A 25,829-nucleotide genomic window follows, 5' to 3' on the forward strand; every position below is an offset into this window, starting at 1 on the left:
ATCCGACAAGCAAATTTGGATATAGGTACGGAGGAAGAGGGGGGAGAATTTTATTTTTTTTGGTAGAAAATCTTTTTTGACAACAAAAAATTAGGGTTCTGCGTCTTCTTTTGTGTACTGACTCGGGTTTGTTCCAAATTGCTTTTTGAATTCGCGACTAAAGTATTTGCTGTCAACGAACCCAACGTATGCTGCAACTTCTGTTACGGAATAGTCGGTTTCCTGCAACAGCTGAGCGGCCTTTTTCAAACGTATACTTTTCGAGAAATCGTTTACGGTCATGCCGGTAAGCGATTTAACTTTCTTATAAAGTACAGAGGTGCTCATGCCTATACCCTGCCCGATGAATTCAACACTGTATTGTGAAAGTTCGATTCCTTTTTCAATAATAGCAATGACCTTTGCTAAAAATCTCTCATCGGTACTATCTACTATTTTTTGGGTAGGGCCTAGGACGTACTCTTGCCGATACCTTTCCTGTAAAATGCGATGTGCGCGTAACAGGTTCCGAACGTGTAATAATAGAATTCGTTTGTTAAATGGTTTCGTCAGATAAGCATCGGCACGATGTGTTAAACCGTTCAATCGATCATTTTCTGCACTCATGGCGGTTAGCAGAAGGATAGGAATATGTGATGTATGGATGTCTTCTTTTAATTCTTTACATACTTCCAATCCGTTTTTCAGCGGCATCATTACATCAGACAAGATGAGATCGGGCATATGCACCCTGGCCAATTCTAGACCTTCTTCGCCATTGTAGGCTTTTAACAGCATGTAATGCTCTTTTAAAAGCGTTTCGATCATACGCATCAAGTCAGGATCGTCTTCTATAAGCAGCAAGGTGGCTTTTTGAACGTCCGTTTCGTAGAAAAGCGCCTCGTCCATGACCTTTAAGGTATACTCCTGCACGGTAGTGGGCGGTACTGAAGCTTCGTGTGCGTTGGTATTTGCTGTGCAAGGAAGTTTCAGGGTAAAAATCGTTAAACCATTATTGCTTTCCACATAGATGTCTCCTTGGTGCAATTCCATGATACGTTTGCTTAATGCAAGTCCAAGACCATATCCGGTAAACCGATCTTTGGTGCTAACCTGATAATAGCGATCGAATATCTTTTCCAAGTAAGCCTGTGGTATTTCTTCACCATAATTAGAGACGCTAACCAAAAACGTGTTGTTTTCCAGTCGACTTTGAACACGAATGGTACTATGGGCGGCAGCATGCTTAACGGCATTGCTCAACAGATTAAAAAGTACTTTTTCAAGTTGAAGCGGATCAAACAATATAGAAAACGTGTGCAGTTCAGATTCTTGCACGAAGGCCATATCTTTACTTTCATAAACCTTCTTAAAAGCGTCAAATATCTCGTTTATGAATAGGATAATGTCTCCTTGCTGTAGATGGAGCATCATGTTGGACGTTTCTACCTTTCGGAAATCCATCAGTTCGGATGTCAGCCGTAAAAGGCGCTCGCTATTTTTGGTTGCATCGCTTAGCTGTTGTGCGATGTGTTCGTCTTTAACTTGTTCACGTGCCTGTTCAATAGGTACGAGAATAAGCGACAGGTGAGATCGGATTTCATGCGAAATCATGCTGAAGAAATTTAATTTGTTTTGGTGTAATTCTTCTTCTTTTTCAAAAATCTTTTTCAGGTAAAAATAGCGGACGATGAAAAAGACAAATACAGCGATCAGCATGATATAAATCATTATCGCCCACCATGTCCAATAAAACGGTGGTTGGATGGTAAATGATATTTTACCCTCGTCGCTCCATATCCCATCACTATTTGCCCCTCTTACCAGCAATACATAATGCCCTGGGGGAAGATTGGAAAAACTGATTTCTGCTTTATCAAGTGTCGTCCAGCCTGCTTGCTTGTTTGCCAATGTATACGCAAAGCGATTCTGTGCGGATTTGATGTAATTATCCAAAGCAAACTGAATGGTAAAGGTATTCTGGTCGTGCTGAAAAGTTAGATGTGGTGCTTGGGCTATGTTTTTGGAAAGGATGTCAGGATGTGTCTTGGGGCCGACGGGTTGTTGACCCGAAAGTAACAGTCCCGTGAAATGAATGGATGGCTTGTTCGTATTGACCTCAATGTTTCTGGGCAAGAACCAAGTCAGTCCGCCTAAACTTCCGAGAATGACTTTTCCATCTTCTTTAATGAAGGTGGAATTGTAATTGAACTCATCGTCGGCAATGCCGTCAAGGTGGAAATAATTTTGAATGGTTCTTCGATCTGCTGTCAGTTTGGATAAGCCCGTGGTCGTTGTAATCCAAAGGTTGCGACTTTTATCCTCCACGATGCCTACCACATTCTCACTGCATAGGCCATCTTTCTTGGTATAACGGCGTATAATCCTTTTTTTCTTTGGGTCAATATGGATGAGTCCTTCGTAATCGACGCCGAGCCATAACGCTCCAGCATGATCTTCCAGCAAGCAGTTAAACGCATGCAAGGGCTTTTTACGTCCTTTAATCAGTGTTTTTAGTATACCTGTATGTAAATTATAATGAAAAAGGGTGTTGGTAGTTAAAATCCAGATCGACTTATCGGATGCTTCTGCAATTTGCACCACCGCTTGATCAGCTAATGCTTTATCAATGACAGCTGGTGTGCAATCGACCATGCGTTGTCCTTCTTTTGAAAGCACTTTATTGTATCCCTCGCCACAGATCCAATAGTTATTGGTGGTATCCTGGTAGACGACCAGTATGTTGGAATTTCTGATATGAATGTTTTCTGTATTTAAGGGAACCTGTTGAAATTTTCCGCTATATTGGTTCAGGAGATAGAGTCCGCCACCACTTGTTCCTACCCAGATATGATTAGAACGATCGGCATGGATGGCCTTCACAAAATTGGAACGCGAACCTAGAAACCCGGGAGTGGGGTTGGAATAATTCCGGATGACGGTAAGCGATGAGTCTAGAGAGAAAACACCACCACCCTCTGTACCAAACCACAGATTCTTTTTTTGATCTTGATCGATGGGCCGAATGACATTATGGGGAATGGCAACAGGAGCGCTGTTCGTCGTGAGGGTATTGAATTTTGTGTCGATCCCATAGGCAAGACTTATTCCACCAAAGTACGTGCCGACCCATAATGATCCCTGTTGATCTTCGTATAGCGAATAAATAGAATTTTGACTCAAACTATAGGGATTATCTGCTGCATTCTGATAATTGGTAAACCGATGTGTTTTTAAATCAAGCACACTTACACCGTTTTGGGTACCGATCAGCAAACGCTGGTTCCTGCTAACGAGTAGCTTTCTTATGGAATTGTGGATGAGTGAGTTGTTGGATTTGGCACTAAAGTGGGTGATCTCATTCTTGGTTCTGTCAAAGCAATATAATCCGTCTGTTTCCGAACCGAACCATATATGGTGATCAGCATCTTCGGCTATGCTGCGGATAGCACCTAGGAGTTGAGAGCTGTCCAAGCGAGGTTTTTGTAGAACAAGCCCTTTACCTTCCTGCTTTAAGAGGTATATATGACCTAAAGTAGCTACCCAGAGGTATCCCTTACTGTCTACAAACACTTCGATGATCGTTTGGTTGCGTAGCACAGGAGGAATAGCATCCGGTTGTTCACAAAAATGTTTTCCTTGACGCTTCACAAGAAGTCCCCGATGTGTTCCGACCCAAAGATCTCCATGGATGGTCTCTGCAAGAGCTAAGACAGAAACATTGGTGGTTTCCCGCTTGTTATTGAAGAATGGGTAATGGATAAAACCGTCGTTGTCATCATCATAGGCATCTAAACCCTCTTGGGTTCCTACCCAGATCTGATCCTTAGCATCCCGAAATAAGCGGTTGATGTAATTGTTACGGAGACTACTAGAATCCCTTGGATCGTTTTCATAGATCTTAAAGCGTATCCCATCGTATCGATTGAGCCCGTATCGGGTAGCAATCCACATAAAACCTTGTTTATCCTTGGTAATATCCAAAACAGAACTTTGAGAAAGGCCATCCTTGACATTGAGCCTATTGAATGAATACGTTTGGCCAAAAAGGATTTGAAGCCTTATGAGAAAGGCAACAATCAGGAGCGGGAACTTTAATGAGATACGCATGCTTCTTTCCTTGTTTATCGTCGATTCCTATGGTATATATTACGGAAATGTAGTGCTCTTTGTTAATTTGCTTGTTTTTATGGTGAATGTTTTAGCTACAGATCGAAATCGAAGATAGTAAAGTTAAACGTTTGCGCTATCTGTTAAAAGAAAAAATGGTTTGTTTTGTCAATTGATTCCCGAAATCGGATCCCAACAAAACCCCCATTTTCCATTAGTTTTTATATACAGATTTCTTTTTATCTTGCGGTTTAAATGAATCCATTATGATGCAAGAAACACTGCTGCTGATACTTACCATAATAACCTTTGTTATTGTAGCGGGTATTAGGGGGGTTATCGATAAAAAAACGAAGGTGCTTGACCAAAAATTAGACTTTCTTTATAAGGAAATTACGGAGTTGAAAGAACATTTAACGTCAGCATCGCCTTCTGAGGCGAAACCTGAACGACGTGAAGTACCGCCACAAACTTCACTTACCCCAAGGGAGAATGTTACAGAAGACATTGACCAGTCGCAAGCAGAAGAGCAAGCAGAAATACCACTGGAAGAAAGCCAAGCCGCTTTCGCCTACACTCGGCCAACAGAAGAGGAACTGCAAGAAACCACTTCCAGCACACCGACCTCAAAAACCAAGGTACTAAAAGAACCTCGACCAACATTCTGGCAGCGCAACCCCGATCTGGAAAAATTTATTGGAGAAAACCTATTTAATAAAATCGGGATCGCCATTCTGGTCATTGGGATGGGTTTTTTCCTAAAATATGCCATTGATAAAGAATGGATCAATGAAATTGGTCGTGCATTTATTGGTTTGTTATGTGGGGCTGCTCTTATTGCACTTGCACATCGCCTACGAAATACTTTTTCAGCCTTTAGCTCGGTACTTATCGGTGGCGGTATAGCCATCCTTTATTATACCATTACCATCAGTTTTCAAGAGTATCATTTAATCAATCAATCGATAGCTTTTGTCCTGCTGATCCTTATTACGGCATTCACCGTCTTACTTGCTATACGCTATGATCGCAAGGAGCTTGCTATATTAGCTATTCTCGGTGGATTTAGCTCTCCATTAATGATTAGTACCGGAGGTGGTAGCTATAAGGTATTGTTTACCTATATTCTCCTACTGGATACGGGTATGCTGGTATTGGCCTATTTTAAAAAATGGAATCTGGTTACCATCGTTTCCTTTGTGGCGACGGCTATTTTGTTCGGTTCTTGGTTAGCTGGAAAGGTTATTGGCGAGCCTGGAGCTCCCTATGGAGGAGCGTTGGTGTTTGCAAGCCTGTTCTATCTCGTGTTTTTAGCCATGACGGTAGTAAACAACCTCAAAGCAAGAACGAAGTTTAATGCAGCAGAAATCAGTCTGTTGCTGGCCAATACGTTTCTATACTTGGGTGCAGGGTTGTTGTTGCTTTCTTATATCCATGAAGGGCAATTCAGGGGGCTTTTTGTAGCCCTTATGGGTGTACTCAATTTTGTGTTTGCTTATACCCTCTATAAGAACGGCCGGGCAGATAAAATCTTGGTTTACTTGTTTATCGGATTGGTACTTACCTTTGTGAGTTTGGTAGCCCCAATTCAACTAAAAGGACATTATATTACCTTGTTTTGGGCTTCTGAGACGGTATTATTGTTATGGCTCGCAGAAAAGTCGGAATTGAATATCTTGCGGAAAACCGCCTTTCTGGTGCTAGGTTTAATGCTGATTAGCTTAATAATGGATTGGCAAAACTACTACCATCTGGGATATAATCTGGAGCACCGCTTCCCAATCCTGAATCGGGCTTTCATTACCTCTGCTTTTGCAGTAGCTTCTATCGGTGCCTTCCGCTATCTTTATAATAAACAGATGCAGTATAACGCTACAGAGGCTGTTGATCGTCAATTGCCTCACGATTGGGGAATCAATGCCCAACAGTTACAATTACCCTTGCAGGTATTACTCCTGTTCGTGTTATATGTAGGCTTATTACTTGAATTAAACAATCAACTAGCTTTTTATATGCCGCAGGTTCAAACGATAGCCAACGGAATCTACCATTATTTATGGCTAACCGCACTATCGTTCCGAATAAAACGGCAAACCAAATTCATGGCTCCTATTTTGGTGATGATTGGTGCTTTTATGCTACTATTGTATCCAATGCTATATAATCATGAAATAATTGCTGTTCGGATGCAATATTTGACGCATCAGATGGGCATAGGTTATTTTATGTTACATTATGTGTTGATAGCAAGCTTCATCAGTAGCTTGTTAGGGGTACGGAATCAATTACGATTGACGGGTTTTAAACAGGGGAAGACCTATTTTGCATGGGGCGCTTGTATATTGTTGGTATACCTTTGCAGTACAGAGCTTGATCATATCTTGGTGTTAGCCAGGTTTCATCAGGCACAAGATCTATGGCCTATTGTCAATGAAAGCCATGGGGTAGGATACGCCATTTTGTGGGGCGTCAGCTCTTTCTTGCTCATGTACTTCGGGATGCTGTGGAAGTCGAGAACTGTGCGTATTATTTCCTTATCCTTATTCGGTATTACATTGCTGAAATTGTTTTTGATCGATTTACGCGGATTATCTGAAGGTGGTAAGATTGCAGCCTTTTTGTCATTAGGAGTACTCTTATTGGTGATCTCTTTTATGTATCAGCGATTAAAAGTATTACTTTTGAAAGATGAACCCGCTCCATTACCAGCTTCGGATCAGGAGGTTGGGCCACTTACAACTGAAGAAGATGATGAGGACAACTAAATTGTACAAGATTTTTATTGTCTGTTTTTTTTGTGCTGTAGCATTACTGTTTGTAAAAGCGTATGCGCAAAAAGGAAATTTTGAGTGGCAGGCAACGATAAAACCTGTTCCTCAGAATGGTTTTTATCACCTATCCTTGTCTCCATCAATTATCGGACTTTCGGCACAGCCACAAATGGGAGACATTCGGATTTTTCAAGATCAGCAGGAAATTCCCTATTTTATCCGGGAAAACGAACCACAGGCTGCCTCGTCTTTTGATACGCTAACCGTGCTCTCTTACAGACAATACGATCACCCAAAGCATTCCGAGCTGATTGTTGGAAATACCAACAAAAAACAACTGAACCAACTGTTGGTATTTATGAACAATGCCTCAACGGATAAAGATATGCAGCTTAGCGGAAGCTACGATCAAAAGAAATGGTATGCAGTGAGGGAGACATTTCCATTAAGTAACACGATCGTGCGAAGTACCGGAACCGAGATGGTTGCTTTACTTCAACTACCTGCCACATCTTATGCCTATTATAAGTTAAGCATTTCAGATTCCTTATCAGCACCGCTTTACATCACGAAGGTCGGTTTAGATACGCTACCTTCCAAAAAAGAAAATCCTTACTTGGATCAATTACCCGAGGCGCGACTAAAGCAAGTAAAAGCCCGACAAGCATCAACGAGTCTATGGCAGCTTAGCTATGATCAGGCCATGCTCATCCAACAATTGAATCTGGAGGTTTCCTCTCCTAAATTGTTCAGACGAGAAATAACCGTATTGTCGAAGGAGGTTTATCGGGATAGACGAGGTAGGAATAAAGAAGATTATGTGGTTGTTGGACGAGGTGTCCTGCTGCCTGATCAGTCGGTGCTAACCTTGGATAATGAGGTGAAAGCAAAGCAACTGTATATTGAAGTTAATGATGAGGATAATGTACCGTTAAACTTCCAGAAAATAACAGGATGGCAACGACGATATGATCTCATTACTTATTTAGAAATGGGAAAGGAGTATCGTTTTGTGTTTGGAAACCCGACAATTGCAGCTCCTCATTACGATCTTTCCTATTTTGCTCATACGATTCAAGACCAAACACCTCCCCTTACGTTAGAAACGTTTCAGCGCTTAAAGCAACCAACAACTGAAGAACCGCGGGTATTTAAGACGGTCTACTGGTTCTGGGCAGGTTTAGTACTGGTATTGACGTTGCTTTTATGGATGTCGAATAATCTACTGAAAGAAATGAAGCGAAAGAAAGGGGCTTAGATGCGTTGCGAATTGTTAGTTGTGTTTTTAAGTATCAGGACATAAGACACAAGTAGCAAGACTTTTTAGTCTTAAGTTCTAAGTGCCCGCTTAAACCTGCTTTACGCTTTAGGCTTTACGCTAAATCACCGCTTCTCCCCAATCGTCTTAAATTCTGACCCTTCTTTCCATTTAGGAAAGTTGGTTTCCCTACTTAATGTATAGCCGATATCGAAAAACAAACGTAGATCTTCTACCATACCATCTAGTTTCCAGGTATCGCTGAACTCATCAGCCGGTTGGTGATAGCGGTGTTCATTGAAGTCTTCTTTTTGCGCTATACCGTAGGCTTCTCCTTGTCCGATAACGTCATCTCCAGTGCTTGGATATAGTGCAGGAATACCTACTTTGGCAAAATTGAAATGATCCGAGCGGAAAAAATGCCCTGCAGCAGGATTAGAGTCCGGTTTTATGATCCGTCCCTGTTTTTTAGCTGCACGTTGTGCATAATCGTCCATTTCGGATTGCCCTAATCCGGTGACAATGATATCTTTAGTACGGCCAATGGGGTAAAGCATGTCCACGTTAATATCCGCTACCGTTTTTGCAAGAGGGAAAATCGGATGAGAGGCATAATATTCTGATCCTAGAAGGCCCTCCTCCTCACCGGTTAGCGCTAAGAAAAGAATGGAACGCTCGGGTGGAGTTTTTGCCGCTTTAAAGGCTTTCGCTATTTCGAGCAGACCGGCAACTCCGGTAGCATTATCCGCCGCGCCATTATAGATAGAATCGCCAGCTATGGCTTCGCCAACACCAAGGTGGTCCCAGTGGGCCGAATAAATGATACATTCATCCGGTCTTTTACTTCCGCTTATCTTGGCTACTACATTATGCGAAGTTGATTTCTTTGTTTCCTGTTTGATGTGTGTACCCGTTGTTACGTTTAAGTCGATGGCTTTAAAACCCGGCTTCTTGGCTTGCGCGACCCTATCGGATGAGATGCCTGCAAAATCAAACAATTTTCTTGCACTTTCGGCGCTCAACCATCCTTCAAAAGCACAACGTGAGGCGCCATTATCATCGGTTTGTAAATTCAGTTGCGGTCCGCTCCAACCGCTTCTTACGACATTCCAACCATAACTGGCAGCATCGGTATCGTGAACGATGAGAACCCCGGCAGCACCCTGGCGGGCAGCCTCTTCATATTTGTAGGTCCATCGGCCATAATAGGTCATTGTTTTTCCTTTAAATAGTTGTTGATCATAAAAGCCGGGGTCATTTACTAAAACGATAACGGTTTTCCCTTTTACATCCAAGCCTTCATAATCATTCCAATGGAATTCTGGTGCCACAATGCCAAAACCGGCAAATACGACATCCGATTGATTAACGTCAATTGTTGGTTGAATCCGACGGCTTCCCAAGACAAATTCATCCAGTAATTTAAAATCAAGGCTTCCTTTATTATTTTTAAACGATAAGGTAGAATTGGGTGTAGATCTTATTTCTACCATTGGCACCTCTTGAAAAAAATTGGTTCCATTCCCCGGATCTAAGCCTACAGATGTGAAAGCCTGCTGCAAGTAACGAATGGTTTTTTCTTCGCCTGGCGTAAAAGGCTTCCTGCCTTCCATACTATCTGCAGCTAGGGTTTTAATCGCTGTTGCTAAACTTGTTTCGGTAATTTGGTCAAAGGCTGTAGAATCTGTAGCTGTATTGTGTTTTTCCCCTTGATTACAAGACCAAAGGCTTGAAAGTATAAGCGGTAAAAGGTAAATCGTTTTTCTCATGTTGTTAAAATCGTGCTTAAATTTAATCGAATCGTTGAAATTATGAAAATTTGTGTACTTTTCTTTCCGAAGAAAGTACCAAAGACTTACTTGGCAGGGAATCTCCATTTTGTTTAAAAATTGCCTTAGACAGCTATTAATGGTAGTGATAAGTTACATACCTTTATTTTGTCCGGAAACAATTGCTTATTAAAATCCCAAATTGTTTAGTATTTTTACCTGCCAATAGCTTATCTAAATACGAGGTACACCGTACTAAATACTATAACATGAGTGAGATATTAGATAATAATGAAATTCCAGGAAAAAATGAAGATGAGGATTTAAAGCATAACCAAACCATTCCTTTATCAGGTTTATATGAAAATTGGTTTTTGGATTATGCCTCTTATGTAATATTAGATCGCGCTGTACCGCATATTAACGATGGGCTAAAGCCGGTACAACGGCGGATTCTCCATTCGCTGAAAGAAATGGACGATGGCCGATTCAATAAGGCCGCCAACGTTATTGGAAATACAATGAAATACCATCCCCATGGAGACGCATCAATTGGTGATGCCATGGTGCAAATTGGGCAGAAAAATTTGCTGATCGACTGCCAAGGAAACTGGGGTGATCCTATCACGGGCGATTCGGCTGCTGCACCCCGTTATATTGAAGGTCGCTTGAGTAAGTTTGCCAATGACGTGGTATTTAACCCAGATACTACCGAGTGGCAACTGAGTTATGATGGAAGAAATAAGGAACCGGTAACCTTGCCGGTAAAGTTTCCCTTGCTATTGGCGCAGGGCGCAGAGGGCATTGCCGTTGGTTTGGCAACGAAGATTATGCCCCATAATTTTGTCGAATTAATCGATAGCTCGATAGAGGTGCTTCGTGGAGGTAGACCGAATCTATACCCTGATTTTCCGACAGGAGGAATGGCCGATGTAACCGCATATAACGAAGGTTTGCGTGGTGGAAAGGTCAAAATAAGGGCACGTATTGAAGAACGCGATAAAAAAACCTTAGCCATCACAGAAATCCCTTTTGGCACAACCACCAGTGGTTTGATCGATAGCGTGATCGCGGCCAATGATAAAGGGAAGATTAAGATTAAGAAAATAGAGGACAATACCGCTGCTTCAGTAGAGATTATTGTTCATTTAGCGCCGGGTATTTCTCCCGATGTTACCATTGACGCGTTGTATGCCTTCACCGATTGTGAAGTGTCGATATCGCCCAACACCTGTGTTATTCGTAACGAGAAGCCACACTTCATGAGCGTAAATGATGTGCTGATCGAAAACACAAAACAAACGAAAGCACTACTCAAGAGCGAACTGGAAATCCGTCTGAATGAACTGCAGGAGAAAATTTTCTTTAGCTCACTGTTGAAAATATTTATTCAGGAAGGAATGTATAAGCATCCGGAGTATGAAAATTCTGGAACATTCGAGGTCGTAGTACAGGTATTAGATAGTTTATTTACCCCTTTCTTTGATCAATTTTATCGCGAGATTTTGCCCGAAGACTACAAAAAGTTGATCGATAAGCCCATGAGTAGCATCACCCGTTTTGATGTTAAAAAGGCCGATGAGCAAATGAAAGCACTAGAAGAGGGAATCAAAGAAGTTCGCCACCATTTGCGGCATTTAACGGACTATGCCATCGCTTGGTTTCAGATGTTAAAGGATAAATATGGGAAGGGAAGGGAGCGAAAGACGGAAATACGGGTATTTGAAAAGGTGGAAGCAGCGCAGGTTGCTTTAGCAAATGTAAAGCTTTATGTTAATCGTGCAGATGGTTTTATTGGTACCGGACTGAAGAAAGATGAATATGTGGGCGATTGTTCGGACATCGATGATATCATTACTTTTTTGGAAAACGGTACCTGTTTAGTAACGAAGGTTCAAGACAAAGTATTTGTTGGTAAAGATATCATCCATGTAGGAGTGTTTAAAAAGGGTGATGAACGTACGGTTTACAATATGGTTTATCGCGATGCGAAAACCGGTGTTTCGTACATCAAACGTTTTTCCATTTTGGGCGTTACACGAGACAAAGTGTACGACTTAACCAAGGGAAATAAAGGATCAAAAGTTCTTTATTTCACGGCTAATCCAAATGGTGAAGCAGAGGTGGTTAATGTGCAGTTGAAGCCGCACTCTAAGTTGCGGAAATTACAGTTCGATCTAGATTTTGCTGAAATAGCCATTAAAGGACGGGGCTCGCAAGGAAACATTGTCAGTAAATATCCCATTAAGAAGATTGTCTTAAAATCAAAGGGTGTGTCGACTCTTTCGGGACGAAAAATCTGGTATGATGAGATCTTACATCGCTTAAATGTCGATGGAAGAGGTAAATATTTAGGGGAATTTGATGGTGACGACCGTATCTTAACCGTTATGCCAGACGGAACATATAGTTTGAATAGCTTTGAATTGACCAATCACTTTGATCCTAAATTATTACGCATTGAAAAATATAAGCCAGAGCAAGTGTATACAGCGGTTCATATTGATGGTAAATCAGGCAATTACTTGGTGAAACGTTTTTCTTTTGAAAACACCCCTTTAGGAAGAAGCACCAGTATTATTAATGATGAGCCGGGCTCTAAACTTATTTTATTAACCAATAGCAAAGACCCCATTGTTAAACTGGAAATTTTGAAAGGGAAAAACCAACTTTTTGAGGTCTTGGAGCAACCGCTTAATACCATTGTTGATGTGAAAGGTATGAAGGCACAAGGGAATCGTTTAAGTCAACACGATATTCGAAAAATAAGCTTATTAACTACCGAAGAGGAAGTAACGGAAAAATCACCTGACAAGGTTGAGGAACAGGAAAAAAAGCCTATAGAGACGACATTAGATGGACAGCATGGAGAAGAAGATACAAAAGAGACTAATGGAGGGAATGCAGATCAAATAGAGGAAGTAGCTGAAAAGCCTAAACCAAAAATTGATTTTGAAATTACTAATCCAGACGATATTGATCTGGAGGAAGGCGGGCAGCAATCACTTTTTTAGTTGTGCGTTGCGAGTTGCGCGTTATAAGTTATTACGTTGTATCTAAATACTAAATACCATAAATTATGAAAGCAACATTTGGAGGAGGCTGTTTCTGGTGTACAGAAATTATTTTTCAACAACTCGAGGGTGTAACATCAATTAAGCCCGGTTACATGGGCGGACATACAGTAAATCCTACCTATAAAGAAGTGTGTAGTGGTGATACCGGACACGCTGAAGTGGTGCAATTGGAATATGATCCCAACCAAATTTCGTATAAGAAACTGTTGGGTGTTTTCTTTAAGACACATGACCCCACAACGTTAAATCGACAGGGAAATGATGTAGGCCCCCAGTATCGTTCCGTAATCTTTTACCACGATCCAGAGCAAAAGTTTGAAGCAGAAACATGGATCAATAAACTTGTAGAGGAAGAAGTTTACGATGCCCCTATCGTCACAGAAGTTGTTCCAGCTCAAGCATTTTACGAAGCGGAAGATTACCATCACGATTATTTTAACAATAATCCAGATAACCCTTATTGCGCAGCCGTTATACAACCTAAACTGCAAAAATTCCTGCGAAGCCTTTAAAATTAGCCAATTAATGAATTAGCCAATCAAATTAATTATTCAAATTGGCTAATTGGCCTATTGACTAATGATCATGTTAGCTAATTGTCACATGAGCTAATTCCCTATTCCGCTACTCTTCTACTCTACGGCCCACTTATTTTAAATATTATTTGTACTTGATCTAAATAAGCTTTATACTTGCATTGTTTGTAATCATTCTAAATAACAAATGGACAAAAGGACGCTTCTAATGGGTTTATATGTACTGATTGGTGGGGCTGCAAAAGGCCAGCAATTTTCGGGCATAACAGACGCTCAAGATACGTCTATTATTAAAAAGGATACATTAAAGGAGGTGGTGGTAACTGCCACAAGAACGGCCAAGCAAGTGGATGATGTTCCACAGCCGATGACCGTCATCAGTAGTGAGGAGATTAAGCGAAGAGGGATGGTGCGCTTAGATGAAATTTTAGCAGAACAAACCGGACTGGCTATCGTATCTGATCATGGCATAGGCATACAGATGCAAGGATTCGATCCGCAATATACCCTGATCATGATTGATGGGGAACCCGTGATCGGTCGTACTTCGGGCACATTAGAACTTTCCCGATTAACTACCGCGAATATCGATCGAATAGAAATATTAAAAGGTCCGGCTTCTTCCTTATACGGTAGTGAGGCGATGGCTGGAGTAATCAATATCATTACCTATAATCCGAAGAAGGGGGCAAATCTAGGCCTATCCGGCAGATATGGTACGAATAATAACACCGATTTAACTGCAGATGGGGGGTATCGAAACGATCGATTAAATCTTTCGGCTATGGTAAATCGCTATAGTAGCGACGGTTATAGTTTAGCGCCTGAATCGGGTTTTCAAACCGTATCTCCCTATAAATCCTATACGTTTACGGGAAAGGTTGGCGCAGCACTGTCAGACAAAACCAATGTGGTCTTTTCTATGCGCTATTTTGACAATACGCAGCATGATCACTATGCAGTGGATGATCGTGCAGTAAGTGGTGACGGGACGGTAAAGGATCTGAGCATATTTCCTTCGATAACCCATCGCTTTTCAGATCATCATTTTTCTTCCTTAAGATTTTATCGTACGACCTACAAAACCCAATCTGCTTTATATTATACAGACAATCAAGAGCTTTATGATGACACCTTTTTTGATCAGGCCTTTACCCGTGGAGAATTTCAACACGATTACCGCGTAGATTCGACATTAACCTTAACTGGTGGGATAGGCCTGCAACATGAAACAGTAGAGGCAACGCGCTACGATAATCTCGAAAGTTTCAAATCGGGATATGGTTATATTCAAGCTGATTGGAAATGGCGAAATAAAATTAACGTGATTGCCGGTGGTCGGTACGATGCCCACAATGTCTACCAGTCGCAATTTAGTCCGAAACTTGCCGCCAATTATAAATTCTCCGATAAGTTTATCGTGTTGGCTTCGGTAAGTAGAGGATATAAAGCACCCGAATTCCGGCAGCTCTATTTAAATTTTACGAATGCCGTAGTGGGATATAGTGTATTTGGTTACGAAAGTTTATCTTATTACCTGCATCGTCTGGAAGAAGAGGGGCAAATACGGGAAATACTGATTGATACGACTAATCTGGTGCCATTGAAAGCGGAAAGCTCGTGGGCTTATAATCTCGGACTAAAAGTTAAACCGTTCGATGGGTTGGCTATCCGTTTAAACGGATTTAGGAATAACATCAGCAATTTAATTGAAACACAAGGGGTTGCTATCAAAACGAATAGTCAATCGGTGTACTCTTATTTTAATCTGAACAGTGTTTATACACAAGGACTAGAGTTAGAAGGCACTTATATGCTAAATCAGCAGTGGGAATTTGGTGGCGGACTACAGTATCTAGAAGCAAAAGATAATGATGTAATTGACCAGATAAAAGCAGGAACGGTTTATACGCGCGATGCAACAGGCTCGACCAAAAGAGTGATGTCATCTGAATACGGAGGGCTGCTTAACCGATCTAAATATATGGCAAATGCAAGCGTTAGCTATACCAATGCCAAACAAGGAATTACGGGATCGATCAGATGGATTTATCGGGGAAAATATGGTATCCGTGATGTAGATGGTAATGGTATTTTAAATCGCCCAGAAGAATATGTGAAGGGCTATTCTTTGTTCAATGCTTCTGTATCTAAAGCTATCTTGGATCAGCGGCTGAGATTACAAGGAACGGTAGATAATATACTGGATTTCACCAATAAGGATTATATCAGTTCCATCCCGGGCAGATTATTCTATATTGGCGTTTCATATGCATTTAATAAATAAATTTTAAAAATAAATAATGATGAAAACGTTGACTTTTAAAATGAAAATGATGTTGTTAGCCTTAATCGGATTTGCTGCTTTTGCCACTTCTTGCAGTAAAGACGATGACAATGGCCCCGCACCTGAATCCGAACTGGAAGTTGTTCAAGTGAAGGATCTGGATGGTACCAAAAAACAAGTAGTTAAAGATAAAGATGGTAATGATGTTGAAGTAGCCGCTTCGGTATATTATGATTTTTCAGCGGGAAAAGAGGTTGATTCCACCAGCACAACGTGGGATATAAAATTCAATAGTACGAATTTAGAGCTGGGAAATGGCGCTACGGCACAACTTGTCTCCGGAGTGTTCAGCGAATTAGTTACTGCACCTAGTGATGGATACAGCACAGAAGCGATCAAAACCTGGTACAATTATACCAATATGACAGAGCCGCAACACGCAATTCTTCCAAAGCCGGGTACAATCATTGTCTTGAAAACGCATGATGGCAAATACGTTAAGGTAGAAATTATTAGTTATTATAAAGGTAATCCGGATACGACAACTGCAGCGTTTGCTGATTTGTCGACCAGACCGGCGGCGCGTTTTTACACGTTTAACTACGTTGTGCAACCGGATGGTTCTACGAACCTTAAATAACCATAACCAAGAACTCTTGTAGAGCTATTTGGTATGAAAAATATGTTCATGTTTAGTTTGGTTAGAAGTTTCCGGCCCTGCTGTGTTGGGATGGTTGGGGTCGGAGCTTTTTTCGCTTATCTATATTGTTAACCGTAAAAGATTAAAATGAATAAAAAGCTGAGTGTTTTCATAATAGGCCTAGCCTTAATTATAGTTTCCTGCAGAAATAGCGATCGAGCTGCAGATGAAAGCATTGTCAACGACTCAACGCGTATTGTTTCGATCAATGGAACGATCAGCGAAATCTTATCGGGTATTGGTTTGGAAAACCATATCGTTGGGGTAGATGTGGCTAGTACTTATCCAAAATCCTTATTGCAAAAGCCAAAGGTAGGGCATAATCGTCAAATGGCCGCTGAAGGAATTCTAGCTTTAAAGCCGGACTGGGTAATTGGCGTACGTGAAGAAGTGAAGGGCGAATTGGAAGATCAATTAAAGGCGGCTGGGGTAAAAGTGTTGTTGTTTCATCAGGAGTATTCCATTGATGGTACAAAACAATTAATCTTGGCCGTGAGTGATAGTTTGGGACTGAAGCAAAAAGGCGATTCAATTTTAGCTAAGTTGGATCAGGATCTCACGGCATTGGATAGCTTGCCGGCAAACACAGAAAAGCCTAAAGTGCTATTTATTTATGCAAGAGGTGCAGGTACGATGATGGTTGCTGGTGAAAATACCCAGCCCGCTAAAATCATTGAACTAGCTGATGGCCAAAACGCAGTAAGTGGCTTCCAAGATTTTAAGCCTTTGACATCTGAGGCACTCGTAGCGGCTAATCCTGACGTCATTCTGTTATTTACTTCTGGTTTGGAGAGCTTGGGTGGACCAAAAGGGCTCTTAGAAGTACAAGGGGTTAAAGAAACAAATGCCGGAAAAAATAACAAGTTCGTCGAAATGGATGGTCAGTTACTAACGGGGTTCAGTCAGCGACTAGGACAGGCGATTAAAGAGCTGTCGGAGAAAATACGATGAGGTTAATTAGAAATTCAGCAATAGGCATAAGCCATAAGCTTAAAGCGTAATGCGAGTTAAGCGCGTATTTATAACTTAGAACTTAAAACGTACAACGTAAGACTGATAACGAACAAAAACAAGTGAAAAACTACAGCATCATATTGATCGGATTAGGTATTTTATTACTAGGTGCTATGGCGCTATCGATTTGTATTGGAGCTGTAAAAATCAGTGCCGGCGAGTTACGGTCTATTTTGGCCTATCGGATGAATTGGAGCGATGAAATTCATTTTAGTCGTCAGCAAGAATCCGTATTATTCGGTCTTCGCTTACCACGCGTATTTTTGGGAATACTGGTTGGTTCGAGCTTGGCTATATCTGGTGCCGCGATGCAAGGTTTATTCCGAAACCCTTTGGCAGAACCAGGTTTAATTGGTATTTCTTCCGGTGCGTCACTTTTTGCAGTATTAGCAATTGTCATGGAGCTCAAGTTTTTAACGGCTATTTTTGGTTACCACGCGCTGGCAATTGCTGCATTTGTGGGCGCTTGTTTAGCAACCTTTATGGTGTACCGGGTATCTGTTGTTGGTGGAAAAGCAAACATTACGACCTTGCTGCTAGTAGGAATAGCCATTAATGCACTTGCTGGTTCGTTTACAGGTTTATTGACTTATACCTCAACCGATGAGCAATTGCGTAATATCACCTTTTGGAGCTTGGGAAGCCTAGGAGGAGCTAGCTGGAAAACAGTGACAGCCATTTTGCCTTTTGTGCTTATCCCCTTGATCGTTTTACCGTTTCTGGCCAAATCATTGAATGCTTTAGCGCTAGGTGAATCACAGGCTGGCTATATGGGGGTCAATGTAGATATGCTTAAAAAAGTAACGATCGTATTGGCAACATTGGGAGTCGGTGCATCAGTTGCAGTATCAGGCGTCATTGGCTTTGTCGGATTGGTTGTGCCACATATTTTACGTATGGCATTTTCCGCTGATAATCGTTTGGTTATTCCAGGCTCTGCGCTATTAGGTGCCATTGTGCTGGTCTTAGCCGATTTATTGTCCAGAACCCTATTGGCACCGGCAGAATTGCCCATTGGTATTTTAACAGCATTAATAGGGACACCGATTTTTATTTATATTATTTTGCGGGAGCGGAGCGTTAACACTATATAAGGAATAAAGAATTTGAAGAATGATTCAGGTACGTCAATTATCCTATAAAGTAGGACAGAAGAAATTGCTGGATAACGTCAGTTTTACGCTTGGCGGTGGAGAACACTTGGCTATTATTGGGGCCAATGGTGCCGGTAAAAGTACCTTGCTAAAGCTTCTTTGTAAAGAAATGACGAGTAAAGAAGGAGAAATTTTATTGGCCGGTAGACCGATAACAGCCTTTTCGTTAAAGGAGCTGGCTACCTTTCGCGCTGTACTTAGTCAACAGCATACCTTAGCCGTATCGTTTACCGTACAGGAAATTGTCCTAATGGGGAGATACCCTCATTTTGAACAACAGCCCTCTGCACATGATTTAACTATTATAAAAGCGGCAATGGAAGAAACAGGGGTTATCGATTTTAGTAATCGGCATTACCATACGCTTTCCGGTGGTGAGCAGCAACGGGTACAATTGGCTAGGGTGATCGCCCAAATCTACGATCAACCGGGGGGACTCCTATTTTTAGACGAGCCAACGAACGGATTGGATATGCTGTATCAGCAGCAAGTGCTGTTGTTGGCACGTTCCTTAGCCGATCGAGGATTTAGCGTGATCAGCATTTTGCACGATGTAAATTTTGCTTCGCGATACGCAGATAAGGTACTTTTGTTAAAAGAGGGAAAGGTGGTAGCTTTTGGCACACCTACGGAAGTGGTTACCTGCGATCATATTCACGAAGCCTTTGGAATAAATGTAACCTTAATGGAAGGGGAAAATTTCAAATGTCCATTAATTTTACCCAATGTCATCATCAATTAAACAACATGGAAAACACAACAATAGCTTTAAAAGAGCAGTATGAGTCATTTAAGGCAGCAAATCCAAGAGTGAGAATCCGGGATGCTGCTAAGCAATTGGGTGTGAGTGAAGCAGAATTAGTTGCTGTATCTCCTCAAACGATACCCTTAAAAGGCGATCACATTCAGGAAATATTGAAGGCGGTACCCACCTTAGGCTACGTGATGGCTTTAACCAGAAATGATTTTGCCGTACATGAGCGAAAGGGAGAATACCGTAAAGTAGGTGTCAATGGACACATAGGGCTAGTCGTTAATCCGGACATTGATTTAAGGCTTTTTTTACATCAGTGGAAATTTGCTTTTGCAGTAGAAGAAGGAGAACGAAGAAGTATACAATTTTTTGGTGGAGACGGCGAAGCGATACATAAAATTTATATACAAGAGAACAGTAATGTTGCAGCATATGAACAACTCATTCGTACCTTTAAAGCGGAAGAGACAGATAAGCCGTTGTCGATAGAAGATAGCCCAGCTAAACCAGAAGAAAAGCCCGATAGCGAAATTAATGCGAAAGCGTTTCAAGAAGCTTGGCTTGCACTTCAAGATACGCACGATTTTCACGGACTGTTGCGTACCTATGGTATTACTCGTACGCAAGCATTACGTTTGGCGCCTGGAGGACACGCTTATCGGATGGAATTACCGGTATTGAAGACGATTTTAACGCAGATATCGGAACGGAATTTGGAAATTATGGTGTTTATCGGTAACCGTGGGTGTATTCAGATCCATACCGGCCAAATGAAAAAATTAGTACAAACAGGACCCTGGTTTAATGTGCTCGACCCCGAATTTAATATGCATCTACGCGAAGATGCTATTGAAAAGATTTGGGTGGTTAAAAAACCAACAGCTGAAGGTTTGGTAACCAGCATCGAAGTATATGATGCCGCAGGAGATCTTATTGTACAATTTTTTGGGAAGCGTAAACCCGGTATCCCGGAACGCGAAGATTGGCGCCAAGTGATTGCTGATTTTACGTAATATCAATTGTTTTTAATGAAATAATCATGAACATTATACCCATCTTACGGATTTTTGATGTTGAAAAAGCCAAAGAATTTTATGTACAATGGTTGGGGTTTCAGGTAGACTGGGAACATCGTTATGGCGATAATTTTCCATTGTATTTGCAGATCTCAAAAGGACCATTAAAAATCCATTTAAGTGAACATTATGGCGATGGGACTCCGGGTACTAAGGTGTTTATTGACTATACGGATAACTTAGAAAATTGGCAGCAACAATTGCTGGCCGCTCAATATAAATATTATCGTCCTGGCTTGGAAGATGCTCCATGGGGAGCAAAAACGATGAGCATTATTGACCCTTTTGGTAATACCTTGCTCTTTAGCCAACAGACATAAAGATCCCTATATATCGATTGTTTATATAGTTGTTTAGTTTAGTTAGTGTAAAGCGGCTGATATGAATCACCCGCTTTATTTTTTTGTGGTATACTCTGATCTAAGATGTCCGTTTTTCGATAAGTCTTTCCAAATAGTGTGTTCAGTCGAAAAGAGCAGGATGTTCAGGTGGAAAATAAGTGGTGTTTTTATTTGAGTACCCAATAACCTAATACAAGCCAAAGAATACCCTTTAATAGAAAAAAGAGAAAACCCCAAAAGCCAAGGCGCTTGAGCCAAACCATAAATTTATTTTTTTTAGGGCTTTCGTTTTGTTCCATAACTTTAAGACGCAGGAAGGCGTAGTTTTGTTACCGTGAATAGTAATAAAAGAGCATCGACTTGCAGAATAATGTGTCCGAAAAGGAGCACGAACCTTTTTAAGGTAAAGGTAAGAAAATTACGGTATTCTACAGCACCCACCATAGGTACTATTCGCTTAACCTGCGGAGTCGCGGCTTGCGATATTTTAAGATACCAACCTATAGACAAGTGGGAATCAAGTAAACTATTAAGATTGAAGTAATAGGATATATATAGGCAAATAAATAGGATATTATTCGCTTTTATCCGAATAACGTCCGAACAAGGTCCGAATTAAATCCGATTAAAACCCTATTTAGTATATAATTTAAAGATAAGTAATACGCTAGTTTTATATTTAATAAAGGAAACTATTGAGGAAAGGAAACCATTGAGGAAAAATTTTTACCAAATGGATCACATACTACTCTTGGTTGAATAGCCCCAAACAAATCCCTAAAGGATTAGACAATTACTGAAATGATCTGGACTGTTGCATGTCGCGGAGGAGGGATCATTTTTTAATTAATCTACGAAATATTCGTAAATATTCGATATATTCGTAAAACAAAAACGAAATAATTATGAATAAACTAAAAAGCTGCTTTTTGTTGGCAATGGGTGTTGTGTCCGTTTCAATTTTGCGGGCGCAAGAAGATATGCCTGTATTAGCTACAGCCCATTACAATTTTATTTATGTTAATGATACCACCCAGCGAAGCAAATATCATGAAGAGGAGATGATCTTGTACATCGCTAAGGATGCCTCTCTTTATGAATCTAATGCGGGAAAACAGGTCAATGAACAACTATTGAAACAAGCTAAAGATCCTGCCTTTGACGGTAATATTACGATCGTGGGACGAGGGTCTACCAATGAATCGTATTTTGTACGGCCAGCCGAAAAAATTTTTAAAGTAGTGCATAAACTTGGAGGTAGGCAATACCTATTGGATGAAAACTATCCGGAAATAAATTGGAAGATCGGCCAGGAAACGAAGACAATTGGTGGCTATACCTGTCAACGGGCAGATATGCATTTCAGAGGTCGTGATTATACTGCTTGGTTTACTCCCGACCTCCCCTTTTCCTATGGACCGTGGAAATTATCGGGACTACCAGGCCTAATTCTGGAAGCGAGCGACAGTCGAAATGAAGTTGTATTCCATTATGTGGGATTTGACAAAGTAAGCGGAGGTGAGCTGGTATTCGGACTTCCTAGTGACCTTATAGTAACCGAAAAGTCGGCTTTCCTGAATTTGCAAGAGGCCTTTAAAAAGAATCCACAAGCGGTGTTGAAGGCTGGAACCGAAGGAAAAACCGCATCGACACCATTGGTCAAGGGTAAACGGGATGATATGTCAACGCAGATCAACCAAGTGATCGATCCTTCCAAAATCAAAAGCATTAACATTCTTAAAACCGATCCTGAACGAGTTTCTAATGTTACGAATAATCCAATAGAGTTAACAGACTGATAAGTTATTGATCTATCATGAAGTACTTTTTATGCTGTCTACTCATTGCGGTAGGAGCTCATCTTGCCTTTGCCCAAAAAAAAACAGGTTCAGGGAAAACTTCAAACAAAAGAGGGGAAGCCGATTCCCTATGCCAATGTGGTGATTAAAAATCCAATAGGGCAAATAGTGGCTTTCAAGGCGAGCGATAGTGAAGGGTATTTTGCAATTTTGCTACCAGATTCCATAAAGGTGAAGACCTTACTATTGGAAGTCAAGCATTTGGGCTATAAAACCGTTAGCATAGCGATGACTATACCCAAAAACTACTATGCATTACTTATGGAAGAGGAAGCGATCGATCTTTCGGAGGTCGAGGTAAAAAGTCGGCCACATATAGACAAACGGGGTGACACCTTGATATATCAGGTACAGTCCTTTGCAAAAAACGAAGACCGTTCCATTGGCGATGTTATTCGACGGATGCCAGGGATGGAGGTAGGTGATAATGGAGAGATAAAATATAATGGCAAAAGTATAGCTAATTTTTACATCGATGGCGATAATCTGCTGGACGACAAATATGCTATTGGATCGAAGACCATTCCCCATGGTATGGTAAAAGGCGTGGAAGTTTTACAAAATCATCAACCGATCAAAGTCTTGCAAAATAAGCGTTATAGCGACGATGTAGCGATTAATTTAGTGATTAAAGAAGAAGCAAAATTGAAGCTTACCGGACAGGCAAAGGTTGGGGCAGGTCTGCCCGATCAATACGATGAGGAGCTGAACGCCCTATTGTTTAACAAGAAATATAAGTTATTGAATGTGCTGAAGGGAAATAATGTGGGAGAGGATCTATCGGCCGACTTTACTGCATTTAATCGTTCTTCTTTCCTTGCTGACATAGGAAACGAGCATCCCGGCTCTTTATTGTCGTCTGGAACAGCAGGTTTGCCCGCGCTGCCAAAAAACAGGTTCTACCTGAATAATTCTGCTTCACTGAATGCCAATAACCTAACACATCTGAAAAAGGGCTTACTGTTGAAAAGCAATATTAATTTGTTGCTGGATAAAAACCGTTTAGATTATCGTGGATTGAATGAGCTATACTTGGAACATGATACGATTCGTTATACAGAACAACAAGTAATTACCAGAAAACCTTTTTTAACAGATGTTATGCTAACTGCCGAAGACAATAAGGAAAATCACTATATTAAAGATGAGCTACGGTTTTCCTATTCGGGTAGTGCTATGCCTTCCGCTTTAAGCAGGGACAATTTAGTTATGAACCAACAATTGAAAGAACGTATTAGCGATTTTTCTAACCATTTTCAATATGTACCACAATTACGGAATAAGAATATCATCACCGTGGCGTGGTATACTAATTATTATAATCGACCCCAAACATTGTCCATCTCTCCTGGCGTTAACCCTAATGTGCTTTATGATAGCTCAACCTACGCTAGTACCAAGCAATTCGTTGAGATACCTTCTTGGTTCAATAAAGCTTCTTTGGCCTATGGCTTAGTGAAAGGCTTTCTGAAGCAACAGTATGGGGTAGGTTTGATTCATGAGCAGCAACAAATGCAGTCGGATTTACACTTCATGCAGCTTGATGGAAGTGAGCATCGCTATAGCCTAGAAGGCACTAATCGCTTGCACTGGAACCGAAATCGTTTTTATGTGGATGCCACCTACGGATTTAAAAAAGATAGGATAAATGCCACATTGGCCCTTCCCTTCGCTTGGCAAACGGTTAATTACCGTGATCGATCTTTTAATTTGGATACCGCGAAACGGCAGTGGCTTTTCAATCCCTCTTTTCGCATGCAGATTAGGGTTGGGGCGGAAGATTTTATCGCATTGAACTATGCATATGCTAATCAGCTTGGCGATATTAGCCAAGTGTATCGTGGGGCTGTTTTGGTTAACTATAGAAGTTTAATGGCAAATCGTGCGGGATTACGGGAAGAAAAAAGTCATCGGGTAAGATTACGGTATAACTTTCAACGCTCGGTAGACTTGTTGTTTGTCAATACCGGTCTCGATTGGAGTAGAGCGACAGCTGATGCCATCCTCTCCAGTCGAGTTACCAACCAATTGACACAAACCATACTAGTACCCTTATCGAATAATGTCAGTACGTTTTCTGCTTATGGAGGCATTAGTAAATATATCTTTGGACTAGGCGCTACGACTGCGCTGAAGGCCTCTTGGAGTACCTCTCGTTTTAATCAATTGCTTAATGAACAGCTTCTACCCTATTCTAACACGATCTTTTCGCTGAGCCCCAGCATAGAAGCACGCCTATGGGAGTTATTTTCCCTATCCTATCAGGCAACTGCAACATGGACAGCAAGTAAGCTTGCCGATGGAAAATTACAATTGTCTCTCCCAGAGCAAGCAATACAGTTGTATGATCAGTCGCTTATGCTCAATCTAACGCCGAATAAAAGGTGGCTGGTTGGTGTCAATGGAAGACATTTACTTACGCTACAAAAACACGCACAAACGATTCGTTATTTTTTTATAGATGCACACCTTCGTTATACGGTAAATAAATGGCATTCGGATATCGAATTGAACCTGACAAACTTGGCTGATATAAAGACATACGAAGCTTATAGCCTAACTGCTAATCAATTCTGGTACAATCGATATATTTTACGAGGTAGAATGGCGGTGTTAAAATATACGTTTACGATCCGGTAGTGTTCTACTAGCTAAGCATGCAAGGTAGCTATAAAACTACTCTTACAATGTATTTCGATATTCAGCATAATTATGCCACCAATTTTCCAGCGAGCGAATAACAGGAATAAGTGTTTTCCCGAAGTCCGTTAATTTATATTCCACACGAGGGGGAGACTCTGCATAAGCCTTTCTACAGATAATGCCATCACGCTCTAGTTCACGCAATTGTGAGGTTAGCGTTGCTTGGGCAACATCCTCCATTTCCCGACGTAACTCTCCAAATCGTTTTGGACAGTCATTATAAATCGCGTTGATGAGCAATACTTTCCATTTTCCGCCAATCACCTTAAAAACATTTGTCACAACACAGTTATTTTCTTTAAAATTCTTTTTTTTCTCCTTTTCAAGACCCTCATTATCAATAATAGTATTCTTTTCCATACCTAGTATTGTTTAGCAAACTACTTGTGTAATCTTTTGAAATACCTCACATTCGATGGATAAAGGTAAATAAATAAGTGC

At 41.0% G+C, this 25,829-nt stretch carries 16 protein-coding genes; 13 read left to right on the forward strand and 3 right to left on the reverse strand.

All coding sequences use genetic code 11. The annotated features are described in order from the left end of the window. Positions 1-90: 90 nt before the first annotated feature. Entirely contained in the window at positions 91-4,089 is a 3,999-nt protein-coding gene (locus ABD930_RS05155) for a hybrid sensor histidine kinase/response regulator transcription factor (protein ID WP_345230634.1), read from the reverse strand. Positions 4,090-4,355: 266 nt separating this feature from the next. On the opposite strand from ABD930_RS05155, the gene ABD930_RS05160 reads away from it, so the two are divergent. Both ABD930_RS05160 and ABD930_RS05165 read left to right on the forward strand, forming a co-directional pair. Continuing rightward, positions 4,356-6,854 (forward strand): DUF2339 domain-containing protein, encoded by a 2,499-nt coding sequence (locus tag ABD930_RS05160; protein WP_345230635.1) that lies wholly within the window; start codon positions 4,356-4,358, stop codon positions 6,852-6,854. Beyond that, a complete protein-coding gene (locus ABD930_RS05165; protein WP_345230636.1) occupies positions 6,838-8,118 on the forward strand; it encodes a hypothetical protein in 1,281 nt (426 codons plus the stop codon). The genes ABD930_RS05160 and ABD930_RS05165 overlap by 17 nt, the downstream gene beginning before the upstream one ends. 125 nt (positions 8,119-8,243) lie before the next feature. On the opposite strand, the gene ABD930_RS05170 is transcribed toward ABD930_RS05165, so the two are convergent. Next, positions 8,244-9,887, reverse strand: coding sequence for a M28 family metallopeptidase (locus ABD930_RS05170; RefSeq protein WP_345230637.1), 1,644 nt, complete (start codon positions 9,885-9,887; stop codon positions 8,244-8,246). Between the two features lie 269 nt (positions 9,888-10,156). Here ABD930_RS05170 and ABD930_RS05175 point away from each other — a divergent pair, with 269 nt between their 5' ends. From ABD930_RS05175 to ABD930_RS05225, 11 genes are all read left to right on the forward strand, one after another. Next, positions 10,157-12,901, forward strand: coding sequence for a DNA gyrase/topoisomerase IV subunit A (locus tag ABD930_RS05175; RefSeq protein WP_345230638.1), 2,745 nt, complete (start codon positions 10,157-10,159; stop codon positions 12,899-12,901). A gap of 65 nt (positions 12,902-12,966) precedes the next feature. Further along, positions 12,967-13,476 carry a peptide-methionine (S)-S-oxide reductase MsrA gene (gene msrA, locus ABD930_RS05180; protein WP_345230639.1) on the forward strand — a complete coding sequence of 170 codons (510 nt, stop codon included), beginning with the start codon at positions 12,967-12,969 and terminating at the stop codon, positions 13,474-13,476. Positions 13,477-13,687: 211 nt separating this feature from the next. Next, positions 13,688-15,787 carry a TonB-dependent receptor plug domain-containing protein gene (locus ABD930_RS05185; RefSeq protein WP_345230640.1) on the forward strand — a complete coding sequence of 700 codons (2,100 nt, stop codon included), beginning with the start codon at positions 13,688-13,690 and terminating at the stop codon, positions 15,785-15,787. Positions 15,788-15,803: 16 nt separating this feature from the next. Beyond that, complete coding sequence (locus ABD930_RS05190) at positions 15,804-16,427, forward strand: HmuY family protein (RefSeq protein WP_345230641.1); 624 nt, start codon at positions 15,804-15,806, stop codon at positions 16,425-16,427. A 147-nt stretch (positions 16,428-16,574) separates the two neighbouring features. Continuing rightward, positions 16,575-17,438 carry a heme/hemin ABC transporter substrate-binding protein gene (locus ABD930_RS05195; RefSeq protein ID WP_345230642.1) on the forward strand — a complete coding sequence of 288 codons (864 nt, stop codon included), beginning with the start codon at positions 16,575-16,577 and terminating at the stop codon, positions 17,436-17,438. Between the two features lie 122 nt (positions 17,439-17,560). Continuing rightward, positions 17,561-18,595 carry a FecCD family ABC transporter permease gene (locus ABD930_RS05200; protein WP_345230643.1) on the forward strand — a complete coding sequence of 345 codons (1,035 nt, stop codon included), beginning with the start codon at positions 17,561-17,563 and terminating at the stop codon, positions 18,593-18,595. Between the two features lie 19 nt (positions 18,596-18,614). After that, positions 18,615-19,397 carry a heme ABC transporter ATP-binding protein gene (locus tag ABD930_RS05205; RefSeq protein ID WP_345230644.1) on the forward strand — a complete coding sequence of 261 codons (783 nt, stop codon included), beginning with the start codon at positions 18,615-18,617 and terminating at the stop codon, positions 19,395-19,397. A gap of 5 nt (positions 19,398-19,402) precedes the next feature. Further along, positions 19,403-20,422 (forward strand): hemin-degrading factor, encoded by a 1,020-nt coding sequence (locus ABD930_RS05210; protein WP_345230645.1) that lies wholly within the window; start codon positions 19,403-19,405, stop codon positions 20,420-20,422. Positions 20,423-20,445: 23 nt separating this feature from the next. Continuing rightward, a complete protein-coding gene (locus ABD930_RS05215) occupies positions 20,446-20,805 on the forward strand; it encodes a glyoxalase superfamily protein (protein ID WP_345230816.1) in 360 nt (119 codons plus the stop codon). 926 nt (positions 20,806-21,731) lie between these two features. Next, a complete protein-coding gene (locus tag ABD930_RS05220) occupies positions 21,732-22,625 on the forward strand; it encodes a GLPGLI family protein (RefSeq protein ID WP_345230646.1) in 894 nt (297 codons plus the stop codon). A gap of 69 nt (positions 22,626-22,694) precedes the next feature. After that, complete coding sequence (locus ABD930_RS05225) at positions 22,695-25,325, forward strand: carboxypeptidase-like regulatory domain-containing protein (RefSeq protein ID WP_345230647.1); 2,631 nt, start codon at positions 22,695-22,697, stop codon at positions 25,323-25,325. Between the two features lie 42 nt (positions 25,326-25,367). On the opposite strand, the gene ABD930_RS05230 is transcribed toward ABD930_RS05225, so the two are convergent. Continuing rightward, positions 25,368-25,748, reverse strand: coding sequence for a winged helix-turn-helix transcriptional regulator (locus tag ABD930_RS05230; RefSeq protein ID WP_345230648.1), 381 nt, complete (start codon positions 25,746-25,748; stop codon positions 25,368-25,370). Positions 25,749-25,829 lie beyond the last annotated feature (81 nt).

Source organism: Olivibacter ginsenosidimutans (genome assembly GCF_039542865.1).
GTDB lineage: Bacteria > Bacteroidota > Bacteroidia > Sphingobacteriales > Sphingobacteriaceae > Olivibacter > Olivibacter ginsenosidimutans.